Origin of the sequence: Microbulbifer bruguierae, assembly GCF_029869925.1 — a bacterium.
Classification (GTDB): domain Bacteria; phylum Pseudomonadota; class Gammaproteobacteria; order Pseudomonadales; family Cellvibrionaceae; genus Microbulbifer; species Microbulbifer bruguierae.
Genome location: NZ_CP118605.1, coordinates 3,686,993 through 3,712,253, shown reverse-complemented (window position 1 = coordinate 3,712,253; position 25,261 = coordinate 3,686,993). Strand labels below are relative to the sequence as shown.

The window sequence follows — 25,261 nt, the reverse complement described above, 5'->3', positions numbered from 1 at the left end:
CGGCGCACCTTACTTGTAGTGGATCACGCTGCGAATACTTTTGCCTTCGTGCATCAGGTCGAAAGCCTCATTGATCTGTTCCAGCGGCATGGTGTGGGTGATGAAATCATCCAGTTTGAATTCACCTGCCAGGTAACGATCCACGTAACCCGGTAACTGGGAACGGCCTTTCACCCCGCCAAATGCGGTACCGCGCCACACGCGGCCGGTCACCAGCTGGAATGGACGGGTAGAGATTTCCTGACCGGCCCCGGCCACACCGATGATCACAGACTCACCCCAACCCTTGTGGCAGCACTCCAGTGCAGAGCGCATCACATTCACATTGCCGATACATTCGAAGGAGTAATCCACACCGCCGTCGGTCAGCTCGACGATCACGTCCTGAATCGGCTTGTCATAATTTTTCGGGTTGATGCAGTCGGTGGCGCCGAGTTTTTTCGCCAGCTCGAACTTGCTCTCGTTGATATCGATGGCAATGATACGGCCGGCCTTCGCCAGACGCGCACCAATAATAGTAGCGAGACCGATACCACCGAGGCCAAACACTGCAACGGTTGCACCCTCTTCCACCTTGGCAGTGTTCGCCACCGCCCCCATGCCGGTGGTCACACCGCAACCCAGCAGGCAGATCTCTTCCAGTGGCGCGTCTTTGTTCACTTTAGCCACAGAAATTTCCGGCAGTACGGTGTACTCGGAGAAGGTGGAGGTACCCATATAGTGGTAGATGGGTTCACCGTTGATGGAAAAACGCGTGGTGCCATCGGGCATCAGGCCCTGGCCCTGGGTCGCGCGGATCTTCTGACACAGGTTGGTCTTGCCGGACGTACAGAATTTGCACTCACCACACTCCGGGGTATACAGCGGGATCACGTGATCCCCTACCGCCACGCTGGTGACACCTTCCCCCACGGACTCAACGATACCGCCGCCCTCGTGACCGAGAATCGCCGGAAACACACCTTCAGGGTCGTCGCCGGACAGGGTAAATGCATCGGTGTGGCACACACCGGTAGCCATCAGTTTGATACGCACCTCACCGGCCTTGGGCGGTGCAACTTCCACTTCCTCGATAGACAATGGTGCGCCTGCTTTCCAGGCCACCGCCGCTTTGCACTTGATGGGTTCCGCTGACATAAAAATCTCCTCTCCAGTCTCGTAAGGCAAATGCCACAGTTGGCAGAAAGCTTAACAGATCAGGACCTGCCTGCCTGTCACAATTCCGCATACACTGTTCAACTTTTATACACTCGTCGAGGAAGCTGAAGTCCGCCGATTCCCGATCAGAGAATCCATCAAGAAAAACCAACAAGCGCCAACGCTGAAAAAATTGGCCCGGTCTTTGCTGCTGAGAAAATAAAAGACAACAAAGGGCTCAACAACGATGACAGATCACCAGTGGCTGATGACCTCCCAGGCTCTCAACACTCTGCGCAAACTCCGCAAACGCATCCAGGCGGAATTCGGTATCAGTCTCCGCTTTTCCGATTTCGACTTTGAATCTCAGCTCGCCCGGCTGAAACATCGCAGTAAAGACAACCAAACCCGCAATCTCATTTCCGAACTGGAAGTCCTTCGCGGCAGCCCCTTCCTGACGGGCGAAGAGCCACCGGAAAGGCTGTATCGCGGCCAGAAAATTTATCAGGAACAAGGCGGGAGAGATATTTACGAAATGATTTATGGAGAGGAACTGGGGCTGCACAATGGACGAGGTTTACCCAAGTCCCAGCAGAAAATGTACCGTGGCCAACCGATTCTTAATTGATTAAGTACTGACCCGGTCAGCCAGGTAATTGACATAGGGCCCGTTGAATTTATCCAAGGATTTATCTGCGGGTCTAGCTGCGAATTTATATACGGGCTAATGCCAGCAGAGAATCGGCATTCAGCTTGTTTTCAATCTCATCGAGGACTTCCTCGGCGATTTCTGCCAGAAGCCGCTCGCTAGCCTCGCGGGTAGTATCCTCGACAATGCCAGCGTCCTTCGGTATTCGATTTCTGTAGCCAGCCTCTAAGCCGAGATCGGAAATATCTACTGTGCCCTCACGCAAAGCCTGCGCGCCTGCCGCAGTACCCTCCAGACGATAGTGGAATGTCCCATAAGCGGTCATGGTGCCTTCTTCCAGGTCGTAGTTTTTACGATTGACCACATTGACAATTTTCTGGCGAATGGTGATCTGAAAATTGGTAGACAAGGTCAGTGGTGCACCTTCATCGACCAGATGTACCCGCTCATCGGTAAAAAAGTCCCCGAATCGTTTCTGCACCTGTTGATTCAGGTAGTCGCTGAATTCCTCGTTAGCCTTTTTGCGCAATTCGCCCAGGCCACCATCCGCGGAGAGCGCGAGGAGCAGCTGCAAATTATTACCGCTCAGTGGCGTAGGGGCCTCAATCTGAATCTCTACCGGAGTGACCGCCAGCCAGGTAGCGGCATCGCTGCCGTTATAGCCCGGCCAGACCGATGACACCTTGGCTATGGCAGCAGATGGCAGACAGACAGATACTGCGAAAATCAGCAGCGGGGTTTTTACCCGGAAATTGGATTGGAAAAGTCGATGTAGAGACATGGCGTTGCTCCCGAGTGCTCCAGAGTTGGTGAACGGGCAAACTTCTGGCGCTGGCCAGACATGCCGAAGCACTAACCCTTGCAACCTGCGGGCCACATCAAAAATGCGATTTCCATAACAAAAACACCCGGCAATGGACATTGCCGGGTGACCTGGACGCTGTCTTGAATGAGGCAAAAGACAGCAAGAAGCCATCCAATGCCTCAAAAACAGGCACTATTGCAGGTAACGAGCCTTCAACAGCGCCAGTTCCTGGGCATCCACATCCAGCGCATGCTCGATGTAACCCTCAACAGAACCGTGCTCACGCTCCATTTCCTCGAAGGCGCTTTCCAGCCAGGAAAGCTCGACACCGGACATGACGCCGCGAATGTCTTCCGGCAACTGCGCCATAAAGGCATACATGCGTTTTTCTTTTTCGTTCGCGTCTTCCGGCAGCTCCATCATCTTGACCCCTGCCAGGGTCTTGTTGGACAGCATGTAATCCTGTTTCACGGTCTCACGATCAACACCCAGCGCGGTCAGAATCAACGCCGCGCCAATACCGGTGCGGTCTTTGCCTGCCGTGCAGTGGAACAGCAGCGGCTCATCATTTTCAATCAGTTTCTGGAACATGGCGCGGTAGGCCGGGGTCTGCTGTTTGACCAGGTCGATATACCCTTTGTCCATCAGCGCTACGAGATCCTGCTTTGAGAAATCGGGTTTGGCGAACACCCGGGCAAAGTCCTTCTCCCAGTTCATATCGTAATCCCACTCAAGGGTGATCGCGTTGCTTCCGCGCCAGTTATCCGGTTCCTGGGTACGTTCCTTGGTGGAGCGGAAATCGACAATGGTGGCGATATTGCGATCACGCAGGTAGTCGTAATCGTTTGCCGTCAGATTGGTCAGGATGCCCGAGCGATACATCTTGCCCCATTTTACGGTTTTACCATCAGTGGTTTCATAGCCGCCGAGATCGCGGAAGTTGCGTCCACCTTCCAGCGGCAGAACGCGCAGTTGTTCAACTTCAGCTTGTACCGCCGCACTCTGAGCCTTGTCGGCTACCGGCGCAGTTGCGCTGCACGCGCCCAGGGCTACAGCAACAGCTGCCGCCAGAATGCCATTCATGAATTTGTTTTGCATAAATCACCTATCACATTTTTTAATGCCGGCGACCCTACTTGATTGGCCGCCGGTTTTTGACTCGATTTCGTTTATTAAAAGTTCACGCGGAAGCCGGCGAGGTAGCGACGGCCGTAGCTTTCAATCTGGTTCGGAGTGCGCTCGTCACCGGCGTAACGAACATCGCGCTCGTCGGTCAGGTTGTTGGCGTTCGCGTACAGGGACACATCAGCACCGAAGATCTGTGTCGGCAGGGTGTAGCTGACCTGCAGATCCATACGCTTCTGCTCGGCCCAGTACTCCGCCATGCTGTCGTTCTCGGTGGTGGAGAGCCAGTCGTCGCGGTACTGGTGGTTCAGACGGATGGAGAAGTTTTCCATCTCATAGAACACCGAGGTGTTGAAGATCAGGTCGGAAGTGCCCGGCAGGCTGAATTTATTACCGCTCTGGGTTTCAAACTCACTGTCCAGTGCTGTGAGGTTGGCGCTGACACCAAAACCGGAAAGTGCCGGCAGCAGGTCATCCGCCTGTGCAATCACATTCAGTTCGACACCGCTCAATTTGCCGTTGTCGCCATTGACGTAACCGGTATAGGTCCACTCTTCCCCAGCCGCAGAGGCCAGGTAGACGCCGCCATCGATCGTGGCGCTGTCCGCGTAAATGACATTGTCGATCGCGCGGGTAAAGGCTCCTGCAGATACCAGGCTGGCATCGCCCAGATACCATTCCAGTGCGATATCGCCGCCAAAGGCTTCTTCCGCTTTCAGGGTCGGGTTACCACCTACCACAATCTTGTCGGTGAGGTTCACCGCCGCAGAAGCGCGCCACTCGTTATAGGTCGGGCGGCTTACACCGGTAGAAGCGGAGACCCGCAGCTTCACGTCGTCGCTAAGATTCACGTTCAGATGTGCGCTGGGCAGGACATTGGTGAAGCTGTCCGCATATTCACCGTCAGGACCTGCGCTGCTGTAATCGGTATTTTCAATACGAGAACCCAGCACCAGGTTACCCCAGCCAAATTCAGTGGTGACCATTGCATAACCGGCCATCACCTGCTCTTCCAGGCTGATCAGCTGGTCCGCAGCGGGTTCTACGGCGAGGCTGCCAACCGCTTGTTCCCAGGCGGCGCGCAGGCCCTGGTTGTCGTAGTAGGTGCCGCCAATTGAGTTGGTGAAGTCCGTGGCCCAGGCCTTGTCGGTGGCAAAGCTACCAATGTCGATGCTGCTCGGAAAGGCGCCATAGCCGGCCGCCATCACACAACCATCAGCGTCGCGCTCATCCATCTCGACACCGACTTTCACGGTTGCCGGCAGGTTCATGACGCTGACTTCACGCTCACCGTCGAGCTTGAATTTGGTGGCATCGATCACGAGTTCGGAGGACACGATGTAGGCCAGGTCCATGTAGTAATCAACCTGACTGAGATCCGCCGCCGCTCCAGTGCCCAGCTGGGTCACTTCCACCAGCGGATCTTCCAGATTGCTGACGTCGTAGCTGGCAGAAACCTGGCCTGCACGGCTCATGACAATCGGCAGGAACATATTGTTTTCGGTCTCGGTGCGGTTCAGGCGCGCTTCCACGAACCATTCGCCCAGTGCGAAATCCGCGCCGAGGGTATTGGTGAAGGTGGAGTTTTCGTACAGGCCGTCTTCCAGCATACGGTTGGCCAGCGCGAACTGCTGCGCACCCACGGTGCCCGCTGCAGACGTGGGGAACTCAAGGATGTACTGGTTGCGCTCCTCGAAATCCTGGAATTCGTTGTACAGGCTGCTGATGAAAATTCGCTCGAGGGCGCTGTCTCGCGGGCGCAGCTCAAAGCGGCCGCCGTAGGCCCGATCTTCACGGGTCACCTTGTAGCTGCGGAAATCCAGCTCGTTGACTTTTACTTCGCCATCCACCAGTTCCAGATCGTACTCGCGGTTGTCGGTAGTCTGCGCGCGGCTGTTCTCGGAAGCGAACAGGGAGAAGCCAACGGTGTCGTTGGACCAGGATGTGCGCAGAGCCAGCTTTTCGATATCGCCATCGCCCAGTTCCTGATTACCCATGCCCACATCGGTAGAAACAGCCCAGCCGGATTTGGCAAACGGATCGAAGGTGGCAATGTTGATGTAACCGGAAACCGCTTCACCGGGCATATTCGGCATGATCGCCTTATTGGCATCGATACGACGGGTAATCACCGCCGGGAAGCTGTCAAAACGCGGCACGCGGCCATTTTCGGCACCCGGAATATTCAGGCCATCAATGGCCAGAGAGGTGTAGCGGAAAGGCGCACCGCGGAAGTTGATGTAACGGGCCTGGCCCTGGTCGCGTTCAATCGCGAGGCCGGGTACACGGCCGAGGGAATCCGCCAGGTTCTGGTCGGGGAAGCGGCCGATGGTGTCTGCAGAAATCACGTCGACGGTATTATCGGCGTCGCGCTTGGCGTCGATCGCGGCCTTCTGGCTATCGCGGATCGGGGTCGCCATTACGGAGACTTCTTCCAGTGCCGTCGCGTCGACGGCCTGCTGTGCCAGAGCCGGTGCCGCAGTACCACAGATGGAAAGTGAAACCAGCAAAGCGAGTTTATTACGGGGAAAGTTGCGAGGAAAATTAGGACGAAGGTAACGAGAAAAATCGATCATTGTTTTGCTCCGAATAGGTTCGGGATTGCTTGTCAGAATTAGCCGAAAAACGGTTTTGCAAATTGCCCGGAGGAAACTGCAACTGGCGCGGTGGATGTACCGTGCCGCTTGCTGCGCATGATCGAAATTGCGTGTGACAATTGAGTTAAAAAGAGGTCGAAAACTGAAAAAGAGATGTCTCTAAACTAAATTTTCTTTGAAAATTAGTTAGTTACGATCTCTATCTGGGGGCAGGACAAGCTCAGCCGATAACGGTAGCGACCGCTTTTAAGATCTCTCTCGGCTTCAAACAGATAGGGAGCAGCCAGGTTTTCACCCAGCGCAGAAATCAGTTCGTCGCGGATTTTATTACGGTTCTGGTCAAGGGTTTTTGCGCGTAGGCCATTCTGTTTCAGATCATTGATGGACTTGGCATGGCCACCATGTTGTTCCATTAATGCAACCAGCGATTCGGCACCTTCCCGATCCGGGCGATTGACCGGCGGATTAAATACCCAGCCGTCACCCTGTTGGCGCTGCCGGGCGTACCAGAGGTAATAGAAAAACGGGGTTTTTGACAGCTTTATCGGGATACCGTGAAGCTGGATTTGCAACGATGGGCAATCGAACACAATGCGATTTTCCATACGCGCGATATGTACCGCACTTTCGACATCCCCAGGTTGCAGCGCCAGGGCGCGATCAAGCCATTGCATCTGGAAATCAGACAGACTTCGCGACAGCTGCCGCGCCAACGCCGATGACACGCCCTGCTGTTGCAACACCGCAATGCGCGCCCGTAGTGCTGGCGACAAAGGGCGCGGCAATAATACTGCGGCTACGACCACCAGCAGAGCCAGCAAGGATTGACTGGCCAGCAACAACAACCCGTTGAACTGACAGTCCAGAGCCAGTTGCGCCGTGTGCTGATCACTGCCAATTTGCCAGGGAACGGCGATATTGGCTGTAACAGATCTATCGGAATTGCCGTAAAGCTGTATCACGCGCACCGAGCAACTGTGTATCAATGGCAACCCGCCGTCCGGCACCAGCGTTTGCAAATCCTGCTCCAGGCGCCCGGCAACCCACTGGAACAGCTCGTCATTTTGCAGTCGCGCCTGTAGCGCGAGTGACAGTTTTGCCGGTAATACCGCAACCAGCTGTTGAGAAAGATCCCGGGCAAGGGTGCGCTGCGCCTGCCAACTGGCGAGCGCAACGAAGCACAGACTCAACAAAAACCAGGCGAGGATATGATTACGCTTGCGCGTGGCCGAAAAAAAAGTGTTGTCAATTGCCACAGTCGCCACTGCCCTGGAAAGCTCGCCGCCATTGCTGATTGTCCTCGGTAAATTCGTCGAACACTCTGGCGATAGCACAATCTGCCGTGCGCGGACGGCTTTTACGTACGAAGAGCGTGGCCGCGATAACGTCATCGGAAATCAGGGTGCGGGACAGCGGGATATCCAGTTCCTGTTCTACATAGTCGCCGCCGCTCACAAGATCCAGCTCGCCACGTGCAAAGGCCTGGTAGAGTTTTACCGCGTCGTCAAAATAGACGAGATTCTCGGTAGCGAACTCGATACCAGCTGCTTTCAGCGATGCCAGTGGCAAGAGATAAAGGGTGTGACTGAGCTTGTCTTTCAACAGGCCGATGCGCTTGCCGTGGAAGTACTCCGCCGTGAGTTCCGGTACAGCGCCGCGGCTAAACCAGTAAACCCGATAGTGATCGTAGCGCAGCAAAGGTTCATAGAACTCGGTGTACTCGGGTAACAGACCCGTCATGCTGGAGGCACGACTCCAGATCAGATCGTAATTTTCACTCAGGATCTCTTCCGCATTGAGAAACCCGCGCGGCTTCCACGATACCTGCACGGCACCGTAATACTGCTGAATTTCTCGTGTAGTACAAAGACGCTCGGCCATTTGCTGAGCCAGTACGAAAGAAATCAGATGCAGGCTGAAAACCGGTGCCTTCGCCGCTCCGGTTTCACATCGGTACAAATGGTAATCGCCCAGCTGCGGCAGGACGGTACGCTGACCACTGTTCCACAGGCAAAGGGCGACACCTGCGGCGACAAGTAACCCCAGCGTGCTCCAGTATGCCTTTCGGCTTGAGAAAATCAGCGGAATCATCGTGCCCGGTGTTCATGGAATCATCGGGTCAGTCTATGTAACTTCCGTGACAAACAGATGACCTGGTTACTACTTCCTTGCCCCTGGTCCACTGCGCCAGTGCGCCCTCGTCCGGTTAAATATCCCGGGGAAGAAAAACCAAAACTTGCAAATGATAATGATTTGTATTAACTTCCATTGAAAACTGATGCTCTCCACAAAATCTGAACACAGGCCGTCTGCAGACAGTCTGTTGGGAGCACTTCAAGCACGCAGCGCAGGGACAGCGCTGACCCGGGGGTTAAACCGCATCTAGAGACTCCAGGGCAAGCCGGTGTATACGCCCACCGGCTCGCGTTTTATAAGTGCATGGACGCACTTTTTTTGCGGTTCATTCTTTATATGGACATGGCGCCTTATATAACGGCCAGTCCCGGTCGCTTCAGTGATGAGCAGACACCGCCGCCGCATAGCGGTGGCAACTTTCATCATTCATTGAATGGGAAATATCGCCCATGCTCAGCATACCGATCATCCGCCGCGCGCCATCGATCACCGGCATACGGCGTATTTGCATAAGCTCCATGTGTTCGATGGCCTGCTCCATATTCTCGTCGGCATAGCAGTACTCGATATCTTCCGTCATCACATCACGGGCACACAGGTTCTTCAGATCCTGCCCTTCGGCAATCGCGCGGCACACAATATCGCGGTCTGTGACCATACCAATCAGACGGTCATTTTTACCCACGGGTATCGCGCCCACGTCGTGATCCCGCAGTAACTTCGCGACTTCCGTCAGCGGCGTATCCGGTGCGCACCAGGTCACGCCCCGGTGCATGGCTTGCTCAACTTTCATCACACACCTCCAGTTCGGTCGATTCTTGGCAGATCCCTGTACGGAATGATAGTGAGACCCCAGCGAGCTACGACTACGAACCCGACCCGCACCGCTATACCATTCAACATGGGAGTACAAAATGGGAGTGAAAATGGGAGCGCTATCTGGGAGTTGAGTAGAAGCACAAAGCGGCAACCTGTAAAAAAAGAGGTATACGGCCATGTCAAAAGCCTGGGTTCTGGTAGCAAACCATACTCACGCGCGCCTGTTTGAAGCGGAAAAGCGCGCGGGAACGCTTCATGAAATCGACGCACTGGTGTATCCGGAAGGACGCATGAAGGGCAGGGAGTTGCTCAGTGATGCCCCCGGGCGCGCCTTCGACAGCAATGGTCTGGGGCGTCACGCCATGGCAGAGCCCACCGACCTGCGCAAACAGGGCGAGCAGAAGTTTGCACGGGACATTGCCCACGCTCTGGAACAGGGGCGACAACAGGGGCGTTTCGACCGGCTGTATATCGTCGCCGAGCCGTCCATGGCCGGCAGCCTGCGGCACTCCATGAGCCCCCCTACCCTCGCCACCATTGCCGGGGAATCCCGCAAAAACCTGACCACCAGCGATGTGGAGGCAATACGGGCGCAGCTGCCGACCTGGCTGTGATTGTTTTCCTACAGCCCGATACCGCTCCTGCTCTGCCGCCCCCTACGCGATAGGTGGGGGGCAATTGATTTGTGACCAGTAGACTGACACCATGCCGCAAAGCAAAAACTATCAGCCAAGGAAGCGGTAATGCTGAGACTGTTCGAAATTCAACGCGGCAAGATCAAAGAAACCTATGCCGGAAGCGACTACAGCAACCAGGACCTATCGGAATCCGCCTGGATTGACCTGCAGGACCCGGAAGAAAATGAGCGCGACCTGCTGGAGCAGCTGCTGCGTACCGAGCTGCCGGAATCCGAAGACGTGGAAGAACTCGAGTCTTCCGCCCGCTATTTTGTGGACGCGGCCGGCATCCATGTGCACTCCCTCTACCTGACCCAGAGCGAAGGCCGCCACGACACCGCCACCGTCGCCTTCATCCTCCAGCCCCAGCGCCTGATCACCGTGCGCGAAAGCGAACTGGCCGACTTCCGCCTGCTGCGCATGCGCGCCCGCCGCAACCAGGTAGAAGCCCACAACGCCCAGGAACTGCTGACCCTGCTGTTCGATCAGAAGGTCGAAAACCTCGCCGACGCCCTGGAAGACAACTACCTGAAACTGGGCGAAGTCAGCCACCTGGTACTGGAAGACGAAGAAGCCGACCTGGAAGAAGCCATCGATCACCTGGCCAAACTGGAAGACTCCAACGGCAAAATCCGCCTCTGCCTGATGGACACCCAGCGCTCTATCGCCTTCCTCCAGCGCCACCTGAAAGACGACCCGGAACTGCGTGAAACCTGCTGGGGCATACTGCGCGACATCGACACCCTGATGTCCCACACCACCTTCCTGTTCGAGAAAATCAACTTTCTGATGGACTCCACCCAGGGCTTTATCAGCATCGAACAGAACAAGATCATCAAGATCTTCTCCATCGCCGCCGTGGTCTTCCTGCCCCCCACCATGGTCGCCAGTATCTACGGCATGAACTTCGACCATATGCCGGAGCTGCAATGGCTGCTGGGCTACCCCTGGGCGCTGGGATTGATGTTGATGGCGGGAATGGCGCCGTATTTGTACTTCAAAAAAAAGGGCTGGCTGTAACTACTGGCATTAGTTGCCCGCGATAACTGGCGCCGAGGTCCCGCTGACGCGGCCCCCGCGCCCACAACGTTCACCGCCGACTGCTAACCTTTATGGGTAAAAAGCCAGGGACATGGAATAGCAATGGCGACGGCGGGTAGCAGAAAAAGCAATAAATCCGGTGGCAAACCCTTCCATATGCGGCGCTGGCTCAGCGTACAGCAGGCTGTGGACCACCTGAGCGCCCTGTCGGAAGAACCCCTCACCAGTGACGACCTGGCGCGCCTCGCAGAAGACCACAGGCTGGACCTCTACTGGTACCGCCCCGGCCAGCAGCTCACTTATTTGGATCACCCGGACAAGCCCGATATCGAACTGACCCAGCCCCTGCGCCTGTGCCCGGAACACAGCGGCGACTGGCGCGCCATCGTCGGCATACTGCGCCAGCGCCCCGCGCTGCCGGCGGAGGAAAACGACACCCCGGTACTGAAAGACGCCAACGGCAACCGCCTGAGTATCACGTTTGACTTCAGCCGGCGCCCCGAGCCCTTCAGCAGCCGCTGGTATCCCAATTACGCGGAGCTGGTGGTAAAGCGCCGGGACCTCGACCAGCTGGAAGATCAACTGTTCTCCATTGAGGAAGATCAACCTCTGGAGCCCAGTCTGTTGCTGGATGTCATCTGGCAGCTGGAGCAGATGGCAATGGAAAACGGCGATACCGACACCGCCCCCAGCCACGACCTCAACTGGCTCACACGCCAGCTCAGCAGTCGCACCAATCTGGACCCCACATTGCTCGGCAAGGTTCTGAACGCGGCCGAGCGCCAACACGCTTCTCACCAATAGTCTCCCCGTTAGTCTGCCCGTTCCGCTGATAGTGCAGCTCATAGCGCAGACCCATGGCCTGTAATAGCCATTCGCAATTTGCCCCGGTACGAATTTTTCGAAAAATAGTTCCGGCTTTTTGCGCTATTCACGCAAAATAATTTTTTTATAATCCAGCCTTTCGAATTTCTTTGGAGGCTCCGCACAAGTGCAGTCCCGCAACAGCGAAACCCATTACGGCTGGGTAGCAGTCGCTTTCCACTGGCTGATGGCGCCGGCCATCATCGGTATGTTCGCCCTGGGCTGGTGGATGCGCGGCTTGTCCTATTACGACCCCTGGTACCGTCAGGGGCCGGATCTGCACAAATCCGTGGGCATCCTTCTTTTGATCCTGCTGCTGGCGCGCTTGCTTTGGCGCTGGCTGAACGTCAGCCCGACAGCGGAACCCGCCCCCCGCTGGCAGCAGTTGGCAGCCGGCGCAGCCCATTGGATGATCTATTTACTGTTGCTCGCCATATCCGTTACCGGCTACCTGATTTCCACCGCCGATGGCCGCGAGATTGAGGTATTCAACTGGTTCAGTGTACCGGCCACTCTTCAGGGGCTGGAGAATCAGGAGGATATCGCCGGGACGATTCACAAGTGGCTGGCCTGGACACTGATGGGACTGGTGGCTTTCCATGGACTGGCAGCGTTCAAGCATCACTTCGTCAACCGCGATGCCACGCTGCGCAAGATGCTTGGGCTCACCCCCAAAGGCGATTGAGCACTACCGCCGCAACGTATAAATCACGATCAACAACATCGATTCACAACATCGATTCACAACATCAATTCACAACAACGATTCACAACAAGCAGGAAGAGACCATGAAAAAACTCGCAGTTCTGTTATTTGCCACCCTGATCGGCGCGACGGCCCAGGCTGCCGAATACAAGTTCGACACCAAAGGCGCGCACGCGTTTGTCCAGTTCCGCATCAAGCACCTGGGTTACAGCTGGCTGTACGGCCGTTTCGACAAGTTTGACGGCAGCTTTGTATACGACGAAAGCAAGCCGGAAGCTTCCTCCGTTGAGGTGACCGTGGACACCACCAGCCTGAACAGCAACCACGCAGAGCGCGACAAGCACCTGCGCGGCAAGGATTTCCTGGACGTGGCCAAGTACCCGACCGCCACGTTCAAAAGCACGGCTTTTGAGTCCAAGGGCAATGGCAAAGCGGTTCTGAAAGGCGACCTGACCCTGCACGGTGTCACCAAGCCGATCAGCATCGACGTGACCGAAATCGGCGGCGGCAATGATCCCTGGGGCGGCTACCGCCAGGGTTTCACTGGCACCACTGAATTCAAACTGAAAGACTTCGGCATCGACTACGACCTGGGCCCGGCATCCCAGACCGTGGAAATGATTCTGGATGTGGAAGGTATTCGTCAGTAATTACTGATTTCCGTCTCACAGGATGGACAAGAAATCCGGCCTTCGTGCCGGGTTTCTTGTTTTTTGGGCTTTACTTTTGGGTTCGGGGTTGGCGGTTCGAGCCCTGTTCAGGCAACTGTGGCGGCAAAGCACCGGGCATTCCTTTTCAGGACCGCTGTGAATACATCCCTGTACGCTGCGTCGGCGACATCCCTGTCGCCGACGCTCCTGAAATGGAATGCCCGGCACCTTGCCTTCGATTCTAGATTTTTACTTTGTCAGCTTTACGGGACTGTGGATAGGGGCTGTGGATATCAGGCATTAACAGCACGACCAACCGAGTCCCGCTCCAAAACTCGCCCGACAACAAAAACGAAAAGCCCCATCAAAATCCCCGGCATACCTTCATAAATATGTGCATGCCACCCAAGCCAACGCCACACCAGTGCCGTGGCGAGCCCCAGCACACTCATGACAATCGCCAGTTTCTGTGAGGGTTTGCCTCCGGCGGCAAGAACCATCAGCAGGGGCGCAAAGGCCGAAGCCAGAGCAGACCAGCTCATGACCACCAGACTGAACACACTCTGCTTGTTCAACAGTGCCCAGGCCACCGCCGCGGTGGTAATACCAAGGGTCGCGATCTTCAGCAGGCGCGTGCTTTCTACGCGCTGGGGCAGCAGGTCGTGCGTCAGTGCGGCGGAGCAGCTGAGCACGAGAGAGTCCGCCGTCGACATGGTTGCGGCAAAAATACCGGCGAGAATCAGCCCCACCATTACCGGCGACAACAGCTCCATCGCCATCATCGGCAACGCCAGCTCCGCATCAAAAGAACCCGAAGCATTCAGCAGAATCCGCGACAACATGCCCACGCCAGTGGCCATAAAATAAAAAATCGTAAACCACAGGTAATACCAGCAGCGTGCCTGCACCATGCGGCCAGCATCGTTCAGGGCCATAAACCGCACCATCACATGGGGCTGGCCGACCACCGAAATACCCGCAAACAGCCAGCTCAGGGCAAACAGAACTCCGCCCGCCAATCCCGGCAACAACAGATCCTGCGGATACCAGTTAAGGAACCCCTCCACCTGCCCCATTTTCTGCCACGCCGCAGAGAGACCGCCCACGGATTGCGTCGCCACAAACAGCAGTGTGCCCATCGCCACCACCATCACCAGCGACTGGGCTGCGTCTGTCCAGATGGACGCGCGGATACCGCCGGCAAGACAGTATGCCGCAACAATAACACCGCCGATCACCGCGCCACTCCATTGCGGAAGGTCCAGCACCACATACAGCGCCTTGCCGCCGGCGACCAGCTGCGCACTGGCGTAAGCCAGTAGGAATAAAAGAGAGAGAAGCCCCGCGAGCTTTTGCCAGTTGCCAAAGCGGCCACCTTGCCAGCAGGCTAGCACACCAGCGTAACTGGATTCGCCGCTACGCTTTGCCGCTTCACGCAGGTTTTTGTGCATCCACAGGGAACCGAGGAAATCCCCCAGAATCCATCCCAGCATCAACCAGATAGACGCAAGGCCAGTGGCGTAGGTGTAACCGATCACGCCGATAAACATATAGCCGCTGTTATTGGTGGCTACCGCGGAAAGGCCCACGAGCATTGGGGATATATCCTGGCTCGCCAGGTAGTAGTCCTTTTTGGTACCGCGACTTTTCCGGTATGAACTGATGCCCACTGCGGCAAACAGGGTAAGAAAAAACAGAAAACTGAGCAGCATGGTCACTCCCCTCCAATGAATTTTTTATATTTTTTATTCAATTTGTATACATCAACGCGATCTATTCAGGGACTTGCGGCTTCCCCTTATCCGGTTGAATCCCCATTAACTCGGAAAACTCCGCGCGTTCGTACAAGCGGTCAAATGCGGAGTCTTCCAGCGCTTCATCCCGATACGCGGGGGAAATATCCAGCGCCTTCTGTAAATAGCTGATGGAATCCTCCCACTGTTCGAGATAGGCATAAGCGCAGGCGAGCTGGTAATAGGCATTGCCGTTCTGGCTGTCGATCTGCAATGCCTGCAGGCAGAGGTTGATGGCCCACTGGGGTTCGTCCAGTTCGAGCACGGCATCCGCCTTGTAGGTCAGGGCCTCACCGTCGTCCTTGCGCAATTTGAGTATCTGGTCGTAAACAGCAATTTTGCCCGTGGGTGTCTGTTCACGACCGGCGCGCAGCCACAGGGAATGGATTTCCTGGGTGAGTTCGATCTCGTCGCGGTTGTGTTCGATATGCTGGGTTTTTTCCGACAACTGTTCTTCAATGCTGCGCAGGCGTTCTTCGTATTGTTCCACCAGGCTGGAAATTTCCTGATTGGCCAGGGTGTGCACTTTTTCCTTTACGTCGCGGATGGACGTCCAACCCATGATCACCAGCAGGGAACTGAAGCCCGCGATCAGGTAAAAGAAATAGGTGATGGTATCGGTGGCGTAGGTAATCGCCTTGTCCGCGGCACTCAACTGACGGTCGACAATATTCTCGGTGAGGGAAACCTTCTGCGCGGCCATATCCACTCGCAGTTGTTTCAGCTCATCCAGCACATAGCGCTCAATAAATGGCGAGTACAGCGCCTTGTCCAGCTTGTCCACAGCCTGCGCCGCTTGCTCCAGTTCCTGTACTTTCTGCTGCGTTTCCGCCTTTTCTTTCTGGGTCACCACTGGCGGTGGCACATCTTTCGAGTCCTGAGCCAACAGGCGCTCGGCAGGGAAAAGCAGGGCTACAAACAACACTGCCGCCAGCAATGCTGACGGCAGTGAGAACTTCAAACGAGACATCACGCTGCGCATATGGCTTCGCCGTGCTCGTGCACTTCGACCAGTGCGGCGTGGAGACTTTTGACGGCATTTTCATAGTCGCTTTCGTCGACCACGAATTGCATGTCGACCTGTCGCATGGACTGGTGCACCGCGAGAATACTGATGCCAGAGCTGGCCAGTGCGCTGACCGCGCGCGACAGCATGCCGGAGGTTTTCATGTCGCTGCCGATGGCCGAAACCACAGCCACTTTGCGCACCTGTATATCGCAATCCGGAAAGCGCTCATTGATCGCGCTTTTGATCCGCTTGACGGTTTTCAGGTTGCTACCCAGATAGTGGGTGATGGTATTGGCGTTGGTATCCTTGGTCACCACGCTGCCCTTGAAGCGCGCGATGGTCTCATTGATCGCCCGGTCGTAACTGGTCATGCTGCCCATCATGTCCTGATCGAAACATTCAACAGCATAGATGTTTTTACGCCCCGCGATGATTTCCACCTGCGGTGTGTCGCTTACATAATCGCCGGTTACCAGAGTACCGCGGTGTTCCGGCTCAAAGGTATTCATTACCCGCAGAGGAATCTGTTTCTGCCGCAGTCCCTTGGCAGCGCGCGGGTGAATCGCTTCCATCCCCAGGTTCGCCAGCTGATCCGCCACATCGTAATTGGTGCGACCAATGGGGACCGCCTGCTCCTCACCCACAAGGCGCGGATCCGCACTGCTCAGGTGATATTCCTTGTGAATAATCGCTTCACTGGCGCCGGTCAGAACAGCGATGCGACTGAAGGTCATTTCACTGTATCCGCGCGCAAAGGTTTTCATCAGGCCATCGGCGGTGTGCGCATAGCCGGTGGCGATGGGCAGCTCGGTTTCGAAATCCACATCCGCAAACGCGCGCTGGATCCGCTCGTCCAGGGTCATGTGTTCACCATCGCGCCAGCCTGTCAGGTCGATAAAGCGGGCGTTGATCCCTTCCTGCTTCAGCAACTGCACGGTATTCCAGGCACTGTGTACTTCCCCCAGACTGGCAAGCATTTCACTCACCACATCCAGATGCCCCTCCAGGGCGAAATGTCCGTGCTGGCACACCCGCTCGAGATCGGCCAGGCAATTGGCTGCGTCGTCCAGGCGCTCACCGATAAAGCCGTTGGCCTTGGCCAGTGTCACCTGATCCGTAAACAACCCGGCGTTGATCTCCTGCATGCGGCTGCGCAGCCCGGCGACCGCATCCGACCACTCGCGCTCGTCATCCGCGCCAGCGAACAGGGCGAACACGCCTGGGCGCCCGGATTTTTTGTGTTCCAGCAGCATATCGGTAATGCCACCATAGGCAGAAACCACGAAAACTCGCCGGTACAAGCCTTCTGCCTTCGCCCTGCCATTTTTCAGAATGATGTTATCGCGTACTGCGCGGTAGTCACTCATGGACGTACCGCCAATTTTTTCTACCGTATGAGTATTCATGGAATCCCTGCGTTGACCGTTTTCCACTTTCAGGCGTGAGGCACCAGCAAAATAGTCGCGGCTGGCACCCCAGAAATCCGCCGCTTTGTTATACATGGCAGGCTTATTTTTCGTCATTCACCTCTTCCGCATCCAGCTCGTAGGCGCCGTCAGCGTTGTGCACTTCCTTGCCGTGCAGAGGCGGATTGAATACGCAGGCCATTTTCATTTCGGACTTGGCTTTCAGTACGTGCTTGTCGTTTTTATCCAGGATGTAGATAGTCCCCGGAGTGATTTCATGCACCACGCCGTCGGTTTCTGCCATGACCGAACCCTCGCCGGAGATGCAGTACACGGATTCCAGGTGGTTCTGGTAATGCAGGTGCAAATCCGCACCTTCATAGATCGTAGTGATGTGGAAGGAAAAACCCATGTTGTCGTTTTTCAGCAACAGGCGGGTGCTCTCCCAGCCCTCGGAAACAATACGGCGATCGGTTTTTTCGGCTTCTTGCAGACTTCTTACAATCATTACTCAACTCGTTTCAGATAATTTTATTTATTGCTTAAGGTATGGAAAAAATCAGGCCGCACCGGCCAGGGTATTTTTTCCCGGCACCGCGACATTGTCGTCGGCGAAAAAGTCGTACTCTTCCGGTACTTCGCTACCTTTCAGCACTTTGGCCACCGCCGCCTCGACGATATCCAGTGCCCTGGTGAGGTTTTCATCACTGATCGTGAGCGGGCACAGGGTTTTCACTACGTGATCGTCAGCGCCACTGGTTTCGATAACCAGACCGTTGCGGAAGGCTTCCGTCGTGATTTTGTCGGCGAGCTCACCGCTGACACAATTGAGACCGCGGAACATACCGCGACCGCGGGTAGTCATATTGCCGTCGCCGTACAGGTCGACAATCTTCTGCAGACGCTGCTCGATGTAGTCCCCCTTGCGCTGCACCTCTTTGGCGAAGCGGTCATCACTCCAGTAGTGATTGATCGCGGCGGTCGCGGTGACGAAGGCCAGATTGTTGCCACGGAAAGTACCGTTGTGCTCACCCGGCTTCCACTGGTCCAGCTCCGGCTTCATCAGTACCACCGCGAACGGCAGGCCGTAACCACTGAGGGACTTGGACAGGGTGACGATGTCAGGCTGGATACCCGCTTCTTCAAAACTGAAGTAGCTGCCGGTACGGCCACATCCGGCCTGGATGTCGTCGACAATCAACAGTACGTCGTGTTTTTTGCACACGTCCTGCAGATTGCGCAGCCATTCGATGCTGGCCGCGTTAATACCGCCCTCACCCTGTACGGTTTCCACCAGCACTGCCGCCGGATGGTCGATGCCGCTGGAAGAATCACTCAGTACCTTGTCGAGAAACGCCGTGGTGTCGATGTCGTCTCCCAGGTAGCCGTCGTAGGGCATGCGCGCAACACCGCTCATGCTTACGCCGGACGCGCCGCGGTGGTGCGAGTTACCGGTAGCGGAGAGCGCACCCAGGCTGCAGCCGTGGAAACCATTGGTGAAGGAAATCACGTTCTCGCGGCCTTTGTACTTGCGCGCAATTTTCAGCGCCGCTTCTACCGCGTTGGTTCCGGTAGGGCCAGTGAACTGCATGACGTACGACATGTCGCGTGGCTGCAGGATTTTTTCGTAAAAGGTTTCCAGGAATTCACGCTTGGCTTTGGTGTGCAGATCCAGGCCGTGGGTGATGCCGTCGCGCTGGATATATTCCAGCAGCGCTTGCTTGAATACCGGATTGTTGTGGCCGTAATTCAGGGTGCCGGCACCGGCGAGGAAATCCAGATACTGATTGCCCTCTTCGTCGTACAGGTATTCGCCCTGGGCCTTGTTGAAAACCCGCGGAAAAGCGCGGGCATAACTCATTACTTCGGATTCGATCTCATCAAAGACTTTCATATTGGCAACCCTTCTTGAGTTGTTGGTTTTAATACGTGAAAAAACAGAAACGGCGGTTCGATACACAGAGCGGCATTACCCGCTCAGCCGGCGACACCGCGCACAGCCGGTGCAATTCCGGCAAAAGGCCCGATGCGCAGCAGCATCTCGCTGTCGTGCTGGCCGTTGAAATGACGTTTGCGGTCAAACATCACCGAGTCGACACAAGCGGCGTCCAGCTTGCGCGCCAGGCTGCGAAACAGTGCCCAGGAAGCGTCGTTATCCGGGGTGATGGTGGTTTCGAGGTGGGAAACCTGCGCACAGGCAGGGCGGGCAAGAATCTCCCGCAACATACGCCCGGCAAGGCCCATGCCACGCCCCTGTTCCGCTACCGCCACCTGCCACACAAACAGCGTGTCGGGACGTTCGGGAATGAGATAGCCGGAGATAAAGCCCACCAGCTCGCCATTCAGCTCCGCGGCCACACTGGTGGCAGCAAAGTGGCTGGCCTGCAGCAGGTTGCAGTAAAGAGAGTTGGTATCCAGCGGTGGGCAGTTGCCGATCAAGCGGTGCACGGCGGCACCGTCTTCACTGACCGGGCGGCGCAGCAGCAGCTGGGTATCCAGCGCAAGAGCCTTAGGGGCTTCTGCCTGCTGCGCCTGCTTTACCTTGTCATCAATTGAGTCTTCTTCTTTCTGTTCGCTTGTCGCACTCAAAGCTGCCTCCAGAGCAACACATTTAGTCATCAAATTGTTAGATCTCTATCAAACTTTCGTAACAAAGTATAAATCACGCCTTAATTACGTATTTATGTTTGAAATTTGACCTTTCGAGCAAAAAATTATTTACTGCTCTAAACATTTGAATGCATAGTACTCTAAAGAATATTGAGGGCGCAAGGCCAAGCCGCATGCAATTTGATCAGGATGCAACCAGTTTCAGCACCCCGGAAGGCGCCGAAAGCCACGAAGAACCCAGCAACCATCGGGGCGCACAGGGCATCGATGCGCGCGCAACGCCCCCGCCGCAAGCACCGCAAAACACGTCGCCTGCTGCCACGCAGAAACAGGCCGGTCACTCAAAATCCCCCTACCGGGGGGCGCCGGGCGGAGCCACAATTGACAAAAGCGGCTCAGCACCTAAAGTCGGGCGCGGACAATTAAGCCGCCGCGAACTCGAGAGCCTGCCGCTGATGGATAAAATTGAAGAAGTATTGATCACCCTGCGCCGCCTGATCCGCGCCACCGACCTGCACTCCAAACAGCTGGTAAAGACCGCGGGGCTGACCGCACCCCAGCTGTTACTGCTGCAGGCCATCCGCGAACAGGGGCAGGTCACCATCGGCGCCCTGGCAAAGGAAATCAGCCTCAGTCAGGCCACGGTAACCACCATTCTCGATCGTCTGGAGAAACGCGGACTGGTGTACCGGGAGCGCTCCGCCGAAGACAAGCGCAAGGTACACGCCTACCTCACCGACAAGGGTGCAGAGATCATTCGCGATGCACCGACCCCCCTACAGGAGCATTTCGTCAAACAGTTCCGTGATCTGAGGGCGTGGGAGCAGTCGATGATCATTTCCTCCCTGCAGCGGGTGGCACTGATGATGGATGCGGAGCACATCGACGCCTCGCCGGTACTGGACGTGGGCGACCTGGACCGTAAGGACAGCCGCAAACTCCCGGAGCAGGAAGACGCCCAAAATGAGGGCGAAGAAGAGTAATCCCGGGCACCCGCGCAATCTTTGCTCCAAATGACAACAAATCGCATTCAGTCGTTGCATTCAATGCGCAGTCGGGTATAAATGGTGGCAACAACACCAAAGTGGACGCTCACCTACTGGTTAGCAGACACTGACTCAAGACAGAGGCGCGCAACTCTGTTGCAGCGATGAAAAATGAGAAGTGGCGCACACTGCCCGACGAGCAATCGTAGTAGCCACTCGAATCCTGCAACGCGCCCCGGCGAAAAAATTTGGCCCGGCCAGAAATCACGTACAAGATGATTTCCTGGTGCACTGCCGCGCACATGGCTGTGCCCGGCAAGAGGCAGCCCGGCCGCCCTGTCTTGATAATTACTGCACCCGCGCACTACTGGCAGCGCCCGCTGCCAGGCTCGCGGGGCGGGGTTTATTTGGGGAAGGGACTTTACATGGCCTGCTTGCAGCATCCTGATCGGGATCAACCTGTCTATCTGATGGCGCACCACACCATTGGCCGCCGCCAGGGCGTTGCCGACACACGCATCACGCTGCCGGAAATTTCCGGCATCCACGCCGCCATTCAATGGACCGGCAGCCACTGGGTCATCCGCGACCTCAGCCGCAACGGCACCTGGGTGAATGGCCAGCAACTGATTCCGGCAAAAAACCAGCAATTGCAACAGGGCGACCGGCTTACCTTTGGCCGCGCCATCAATCCGGAGTGGAAGGTAGAAAACCTGGACCCGCCGGAAAACCTGCTGATCGATATCCACACCGGTGATAGCCAGGTGCTGGAGTCCTACCACCTGCTGCCCGACGAACACGATCCCATCGCCAGCCTGCATTTCAATCCCGTCAACGGGGTCTGGATTTACGAGTTACTGGACGATAGCGAACACGGGAAAAGTGCCAAGGTCGTCATGCACGGCAACCGCATCGACTGTGCCCACAGCAGCTGGCAGCTGTTTCTCGGCAACAGCCAGAGCACCACCACCGAACTCTCGCTCAAAAGCCTGTGTATCTCCGACTTTCGCCTGCGCTTTACTGTCAGCCACCACGAAGAACACGTGCAGCTGCAACTGGCCAAAGACGCGATGAAACTGGACCTGCCCGCACGCACCCACAACTGCCTGCTGGTGTATCTGGCCCGCGCCCGCATCCGGGACATTCAACGCGGTGTCGCCCCCAGTGACCAGGGCTGGGTGGCCGTGGACCTGGCAATCCGCGAACTGGGCATCAACGTAAACCACCTCAACACCCAGATATTCCGCGCCCGCAAACAGATCGCCGATAGCCTGCCGGATGCGATCGACACCTCGCGCCTGGTAGAGCGCCGCTCTTACGAAATGCGCCTGGGCTGTAATCAGCTGGATATCTTCAAGGGGTCACAGAAAGAACAACTGGAAGCCACCACCGGCGAATACCCCGTACCAGCAGAGCCGGTCTGACTTGCAACCTTCGCCTGCAGGAAGCGGCACAAAAACCAGGGCCAGCGGTTAACCCGCGATTGATTTACCGCTGTCGAATACATGCACGCTGAGCAACTACCTTTCTACATCGGCCGCTACCGCGCTACCGCCAGACTCGGGTCCGGTGGTATGGGCGTGGTCTATCTCGCCACCGATGAACGCCTCAACCGCCAGGTGGCCATCAAAAAACTCCTCCGCAACCCGAACAGCAGTAACGCCGGCGAGCGTATCCGCCGCGAGGCATTGCTGCTCGCGCAACTCAATCACAACAATATTGTCCAGCTGTACGACGTTGTCGAAAGTGAGCACGATATCGCCCTGGTGATGGAGTACGTCGACGGCTGCAATCTTGAGCGCTGGCAAAAGGAACACGCCCCGGATCTGGAGCAGAAACTGCAGCTGCTGAAACAGATCTGTGCCGGCCTCATCCGCGCGCACGGTGCCGGCATCATTCACCGGGACCTCAAAGCGGAAAATATCCTGGTCGACAGCAACGGCACGGTAAAAATCACCGATTTCGGCATCGCCAAGCACTGGAACGAAGACAGCGACCTGACCCGCGAGCAGCATGTGGCCGGAAGCTGGGGGACCATGTCGCCGGAACAGGCCCAGGGCAAACCCCTGGACAACCGCAGCGACCTGTTCGCCCTCGGGGTACTCGCGTATCGGTTGCTGTGTGGACAAAATCCATTCGGGGAAAACAACAGCCCCTATGTGGTTGTCGACCGCATCGTAAAAAGCCCGCATCCACCGGCAGCGCGACTGGCGCCGGAACTGCCGCAGTCCCTGTGCCAGCTGCTGGATCAGCTGCTGGCGAAAACACCGGAGCAACGCCCGCTCAACGCCGCCACGGTGGCCGCGGAGTTGGAAACCCTGCTGATGCAGATGCGCGGCAACACCACCAGCTTTACCCGCACCCACAGCATTACCGCAACCGTAACCGCGGAAAGTTTTTTTCAGCACCGCAAGCCCGCAGTTAACTGGTGGCGGCGCAGCGCCATCGCTGCGGTGGCAGTCTGTGTACTGGGCGTCGCCGCGCTGCTGCTCAACAACCCCGGCGGCACTCCCATACAGCCGGCGCAGGGCAAATACATTGCCGTACTGGACACCACGACACCCGCCGCACAACCGGAAACCCCCGACAGCCGCAACCGGCAGCTGCTCACCAGCAATGTCCTGAGCGCCCTCAAGCAGGGACTGTCCGCGCGTGAAGGCCTGTACCTGATTTCCTATGCGGAGTCCCACAAACTGAGCGGCCTGCCGCTGGCCACCCAGGCCAAATCCCTGAATGCGGACCTGCTGCTGATCCCCGCCATCGACTGCGACAGCCGCAGCTGCGAGCTGTCGCTGGAACTGCTGGACAGCGATACCCTCGCGGTGATCGACAGCCGCAGCACCCGCCTGTCACTGGAGGAAGGGCTCGAGAGCCGCGCCCGCACCCTGTACCAGATCGACAACCTGCTGGAAGCCTTCCCTCCCCGGGAAAGTCACCAGGCCTCAAACATCAGTGCCGAGGATTACCTCACCTATCTGGAAATCTACGACCGGCGCACCGATTACCTGAACCTCGGCGAACTGCTCGACCAGCTGGATGCCCTGCAGCAGCGGGCCAGCGCCTTCGCTCCCCTGTATGAGCTCTACACGGAAATGGTCATCGACCACGAGTTCAACACCAGAGCCGCGGAAGCCGACGCACGCCTCGCCGACCTGCTGTACAAAGCCCCCGCGCGCCTCAACAATCAGCCGGAACTGCTGATCAGCGAACTGCGCCTGGCGATCCTGCGCAACGACCCGGGCCGCGCCGAAGCCCTGCTGGCGCGCCTCAAGCTGACACTGCCGGACAAGGCCAGCTACCACCACCTGAGCGCCATCTACCACCACCACCGCGGTGATTACCCCCAGGCCCTGGCCCATATCGACAGCGCCCTGGCACTGCGCACCAGCTACGCCTACCTGGACCACAAGGCCCTGACCCTCACCATCAGCGGTGACATGGACGCGGCAAACCAGGTGCTGAAGCAGGCCATTGCGCTGAATAGCGATGGCATCGACGCGGTCTCCCTGCTGGCCGCAAACATGCTGGATGCCGGCAATGCCGAAGAGACCATCCGCCTGCTGAGCGAAGCGGGTCTCGACCGCATCGGCCCCATGGACACCTACAACCTGTGCCTCGCCTACTACATCGAAAAGCAGTACACACAATCCCAGAGCTGCTTTGCACGGGTATCCAGCCTCGCCCCCAAAGACGCCGACCCGCTGCTGTACCGGGCGGAAATTGCCCGCGAGCAACAGCAGCCCAACAAGGCCCTGGAATTCGCGCGCCGCGCACTACACATCACCCATGATCGCACCGACTGGGAAGGGCTGCTGATGCAGGCCCGCGCCTACGCGGAACTGGGCGAAGCGGAAAAGGCGGTGGAGAACCTGCTCAAGATCCGCCGCGACGCCCCGGACGATCTCTACACCAATTACGCCCGCGCCCAGGTGTACATCACCACCGGCGACCTGCTCTCCGCCAAGGCCCATATCCGCAAAACCCTGGAACAAGGTATCTCTCCCATCTGGTATTGCACCGCGCGGTTTGTCAAAATCTGCAACATTCCCGCGTTCAACGACCTCCGGCAGCAATACCCGGGGCTCTGCAACAACGCAGGAAGCGAAGACCAGGCGGGCAATTCCCAGATTGCCAGCCACCGCGAGACCAGCGCGAATCTGTAACGGGCCCCGCCCGCAGCGATTCCCGCCCGGCTCGCCCAAGCCCGGGCCAGGGGTATCGGCCGGGGCGCGTAAATAGGCTCTAACAAAA

At 56.9% G+C, this 25,261-nt stretch carries 22 protein-coding genes; 9 read left to right on the top strand and 13 right to left on the bottom strand.

Annotated features, from left to right (window positions below; all coding sequences use genetic code 11):
- Window positions 1-9: 9 nt before the first annotated feature.
- Entirely contained in the window at window positions 10-1,137 is a 1,128-nt protein-coding gene (locus tag PVT68_RS15385; protein WP_280319510.1) for an S-(hydroxymethyl)glutathione dehydrogenase/class III alcohol dehydrogenase, read from the bottom strand.
- A gap of 247 nt (window positions 1,138-1,384) precedes the next feature.
- On the opposite strand from PVT68_RS15385, the gene PVT68_RS15380 reads away from it, so the two are divergent.
- Window positions 1,385-1,765 carry a hypothetical protein gene (locus tag PVT68_RS15380; RefSeq protein WP_280319508.1) on the top strand — a complete coding sequence of 127 codons (381 nt, stop codon included), beginning with the start codon at window positions 1,385-1,387 and terminating at the stop codon, window positions 1,763-1,765.
- An 85-nt stretch (window positions 1,766-1,850) separates the two neighbouring features.
- Here PVT68_RS15380 and PVT68_RS15375 read toward each other — a convergent pair whose 3' ends face one another.
- The 6 genes from PVT68_RS15375 to PVT68_RS15350 form a co-directional block, all read right to left on the bottom strand.
- Window positions 1,851-2,567 (bottom strand): hypothetical protein, encoded by a 717-nt coding sequence (locus PVT68_RS15375; protein WP_280319506.1) that lies wholly within the window; start codon window positions 2,565-2,567, stop codon window positions 1,851-1,853.
- Window positions 2,568-2,783: 216 nt separating this feature from the next.
- Window positions 2,784-3,689, bottom strand: a complete 906-nt coding sequence (locus PVT68_RS15370; RefSeq protein WP_280319504.1) for a tyrosine-protein phosphatase — start codon at window positions 3,687-3,689, stop codon at window positions 2,784-2,786.
- Window positions 3,690-3,763: 74 nt separating this feature from the next.
- The gene (locus PVT68_RS15365) at window positions 3,764-6,292 is read right to left on the bottom strand and encodes a TonB-dependent receptor (protein ID WP_280319502.1); all 2,529 of its coding nucleotides are present in this window, start codon (window positions 6,290-6,292) and stop codon (window positions 3,764-3,766) included.
- Between the two features lie 203 nt (window positions 6,293-6,495).
- The gene (locus tag PVT68_RS15360; RefSeq protein ID WP_280319501.1) at window positions 6,496-7,569 is read right to left on the bottom strand and encodes a hypothetical protein; all 1,074 of its coding nucleotides are present in this window, start codon (window positions 7,567-7,569) and stop codon (window positions 6,496-6,498) included.
- Window positions 7,559-8,404: a type 2 periplasmic-binding domain-containing protein gene (locus tag PVT68_RS15355; RefSeq protein WP_280319499.1), complete on the bottom strand. Its 846-nt coding sequence runs from the start codon at window positions 8,402-8,404 to the stop codon at window positions 7,559-7,561. The genes PVT68_RS15360 and PVT68_RS15355 overlap by 11 nt, the downstream gene beginning before the upstream one ends.
- Before the next feature lie 421 nt (window positions 8,405-8,825).
- Window positions 8,826-9,242 (bottom strand): CBS domain-containing protein, encoded by a 417-nt coding sequence (locus PVT68_RS15350; RefSeq protein ID WP_280319498.1) that lies wholly within the window; start codon window positions 9,240-9,242, stop codon window positions 8,826-8,828.
- Window positions 9,243-9,444: 202 nt separating this feature from the next.
- On the opposite strand from PVT68_RS15350, the gene PVT68_RS15345 reads away from it, so the two are divergent.
- The 5 genes from PVT68_RS15345 to PVT68_RS15325 all read left to right on the top strand — a co-directional run bounded on the left by PVT68_RS15345 (window position 9,445) and on the right by PVT68_RS15325 (window position 13,206).
- A complete protein-coding gene (locus PVT68_RS15345) occupies window positions 9,445-9,882 on the top strand; it encodes a host attachment protein (RefSeq protein ID WP_280319496.1) in 438 nt (145 codons plus the stop codon).
- A 129-nt stretch (window positions 9,883-10,011) separates the two neighbouring features.
- Window positions 10,012-10,965: a magnesium/cobalt transporter CorA gene (gene corA, locus PVT68_RS15340; RefSeq protein WP_280319495.1), complete on the top strand. Its 954-nt coding sequence runs from the start codon at window positions 10,012-10,014 to the stop codon at window positions 10,963-10,965.
- A gap of 123 nt (window positions 10,966-11,088) precedes the next feature.
- Entirely contained in the window at window positions 11,089-11,790 is a 702-nt protein-coding gene (locus tag PVT68_RS15335; RefSeq protein WP_280319494.1) for a hypothetical protein, read from the top strand.
- Window positions 11,791-11,977: 187 nt separating this feature from the next.
- A complete protein-coding gene (locus PVT68_RS15330; protein WP_280319493.1) occupies window positions 11,978-12,535 on the top strand; it encodes a cytochrome b in 558 nt (185 codons plus the stop codon).
- Window positions 12,536-12,639: 104 nt separating this feature from the next.
- A complete protein-coding gene (locus PVT68_RS15325) occupies window positions 12,640-13,206 on the top strand; it encodes a YceI family protein (protein WP_280319491.1) in 567 nt (188 codons plus the stop codon).
- Between the two features lie 293 nt (window positions 13,207-13,499).
- Here PVT68_RS15325 and PVT68_RS15320 read toward each other — a convergent pair whose 3' ends face one another.
- The 6 genes from PVT68_RS15320 to ectA form a co-directional block, all read right to left on the bottom strand.
- Complete coding sequence (locus tag PVT68_RS15320; protein WP_280319490.1) at window positions 13,500-14,918, bottom strand: sodium/proline symporter; 1,419 nt, start codon at window positions 14,916-14,918, stop codon at window positions 13,500-13,502.
- Window positions 14,919-14,979: 61 nt separating this feature from the next.
- Window positions 14,980-15,969, bottom strand: a complete 990-nt coding sequence (locus PVT68_RS15315; protein WP_407666103.1) for a tetratricopeptide repeat protein — start codon at window positions 15,967-15,969, stop codon at window positions 14,980-14,982.
- Window positions 15,969-17,531 (bottom strand): aspartate kinase, encoded by a 1,563-nt coding sequence (locus tag PVT68_RS15310; protein WP_407666102.1) that lies wholly within the window; start codon window positions 17,529-17,531, stop codon window positions 15,969-15,971. Before PVT68_RS15310 ends, PVT68_RS15315 begins: the two co-directional genes overlap by 1 nt.
- On the bottom strand, window positions 17,518-17,922 hold the full coding sequence (locus PVT68_RS15305; RefSeq protein ID WP_280319486.1) for an ectoine synthase: 405 nt from the start codon (window positions 17,920-17,922) through the stop codon (window positions 17,518-17,520). Before PVT68_RS15305 ends, PVT68_RS15310 begins: the two co-directional genes overlap by 14 nt.
- Window positions 17,923-17,973: 51 nt before the next feature.
- The gene (gene ectB, locus PVT68_RS15300; protein ID WP_280319484.1) at window positions 17,974-19,308 is read right to left on the bottom strand and encodes a diaminobutyrate--2-oxoglutarate transaminase; all 1,335 of its coding nucleotides are present in this window, start codon (window positions 19,306-19,308) and stop codon (window positions 17,974-17,976) included.
- A gap of 83 nt (window positions 19,309-19,391) precedes the next feature.
- Entirely contained in the window at window positions 19,392-20,003 is a 612-nt protein-coding gene (ectA, locus tag PVT68_RS15295; protein WP_280319482.1) for a diaminobutyrate acetyltransferase, read from the bottom strand.
- 476 nt (window positions 20,004-20,479) lie between these two features.
- Between ectA and PVT68_RS15290 the strand changes: the two genes are divergently transcribed.
- From PVT68_RS15290 to PVT68_RS15280, 3 genes are all read left to right on the top strand, one after another.
- Window positions 20,480-21,007, top strand: coding sequence for a MarR family winged helix-turn-helix transcriptional regulator (locus PVT68_RS15290; protein WP_280322539.1), 528 nt, complete (start codon window positions 20,480-20,482; stop codon window positions 21,005-21,007).
- Between the two features lie 428 nt (window positions 21,008-21,435).
- Window positions 21,436-22,434: an FHA domain-containing protein gene (locus PVT68_RS15285; RefSeq protein ID WP_280319480.1), complete on the top strand. Its 999-nt coding sequence runs from the start codon at window positions 21,436-21,438 to the stop codon at window positions 22,432-22,434.
- 81 nt (window positions 22,435-22,515) lie between these two features.
- A complete protein-coding gene (locus PVT68_RS15280) occupies window positions 22,516-25,173 on the top strand; it encodes a serine/threonine-protein kinase (protein ID WP_280319478.1) in 2,658 nt (885 codons plus the stop codon).
- Window positions 25,174-25,261: the final 88 nt, after the last annotated feature.

What these genes read in the sequence shown, in the direction of transcription:
- PVT68_RS15385 (WP_280319510.1), bottom strand. Translation starts at nt 1,137, where the DNA reads ATGTCAGCGGAACCCATCAAGTGCAAAGCGGCGGTGGCCTGGAAAGCA.
- PVT68_RS15380 (WP_280319508.1), top strand. Translation starts at nt 1,385, where the DNA reads ATGACAGATCACCAGTGGCTGATGACCTCCCAGGCTCTCAACACTCTG.
- PVT68_RS15375 (WP_280319506.1), bottom strand. Translation starts at nt 2,567, where the DNA reads ATGTCTCTACATCGACTTTTCCAATCCAATTTCCGGGTAAAAACCCCG.
- PVT68_RS15370 (WP_280319504.1), bottom strand. Translation starts at nt 3,689, where the DNA reads ATGCAAAACAAATTCATGAATGGCATTCTGGCGGCAGCTGTTGCTGTA.
- PVT68_RS15365 (WP_280319502.1), bottom strand. Translation starts at nt 6,292, where the DNA reads ATGATCGATTTTTCTCGTTACCTTCGTCCTAATTTTCCTCGCAACTTT.
- PVT68_RS15355 (WP_280319499.1), bottom strand. Translation starts at nt 8,404, where the DNA reads ATGATTCCGCTGATTTTCTCAAGCCGAAAGGCATACTGGAGCACGCTG.
- PVT68_RS15350 (WP_280319498.1), bottom strand. Translation starts at nt 9,242, where the DNA reads ATGAAAGTTGAGCAAGCCATGCACCGGGGCGTGACCTGGTGCGCACCG.
- PVT68_RS15345 (WP_280319496.1), top strand. Translation starts at nt 9,445, where the DNA reads ATGTCAAAAGCCTGGGTTCTGGTAGCAAACCATACTCACGCGCGCCTG.
- corA (WP_280319495.1), top strand. Translation starts at nt 10,012, where the DNA reads ATGCTGAGACTGTTCGAAATTCAACGCGGCAAGATCAAAGAAACCTAT.
- PVT68_RS15335 (WP_280319494.1), top strand. Translation starts at nt 11,089, where the DNA reads ATGGCGACGGCGGGTAGCAGAAAAAGCAATAAATCCGGTGGCAAACCC.
- PVT68_RS15325 (WP_280319491.1), top strand. Translation starts at nt 12,640, where the DNA reads ATGAAAAAACTCGCAGTTCTGTTATTTGCCACCCTGATCGGCGCGACG.
- PVT68_RS15320 (WP_280319490.1), bottom strand. Translation starts at nt 14,918, where the DNA reads ATGCTGCTCAGTTTTCTGTTTTTTCTTACCCTGTTTGCCGCAGTGGGC.
- PVT68_RS15315 (WP_407666103.1), bottom strand. Translation starts at nt 15,969, where the DNA reads ATGTCTCGTTTGAAGTTCTCACTGCCGTCAGCATTGCTGGCGGCAGTG.
- PVT68_RS15310 (WP_407666102.1), bottom strand. Translation starts at nt 17,531, where the DNA reads ATGACGAAAAATAAGCCTGCCATGTATAACAAAGCGGCGGATTTCTGG.
- PVT68_RS15305 (WP_280319486.1), bottom strand. Translation starts at nt 17,922, where the DNA reads ATGATTGTAAGAAGTCTGCAAGAAGCCGAAAAAACCGATCGCCGTATT.
- ectB (WP_280319484.1), bottom strand. Translation starts at nt 19,308, where the DNA reads ATGAAAGTCTTTGATGAGATCGAATCCGAAGTAATGAGTTATGCCCGC.
- PVT68_RS15290 (WP_280322539.1), top strand. Translation starts at nt 20,480, where the DNA reads ATGGATAAAATTGAAGAAGTATTGATCACCCTGCGCCGCCTGATCCGC.
- PVT68_RS15285 (WP_280319480.1), top strand. Translation starts at nt 21,436, where the DNA reads ATGGCCTGCTTGCAGCATCCTGATCGGGATCAACCTGTCTATCTGATG.
- PVT68_RS15280 (WP_280319478.1), top strand. Translation starts at nt 22,516, where the DNA reads ATGCACGCTGAGCAACTACCTTTCTACATCGGCCGCTACCGCGCTACC.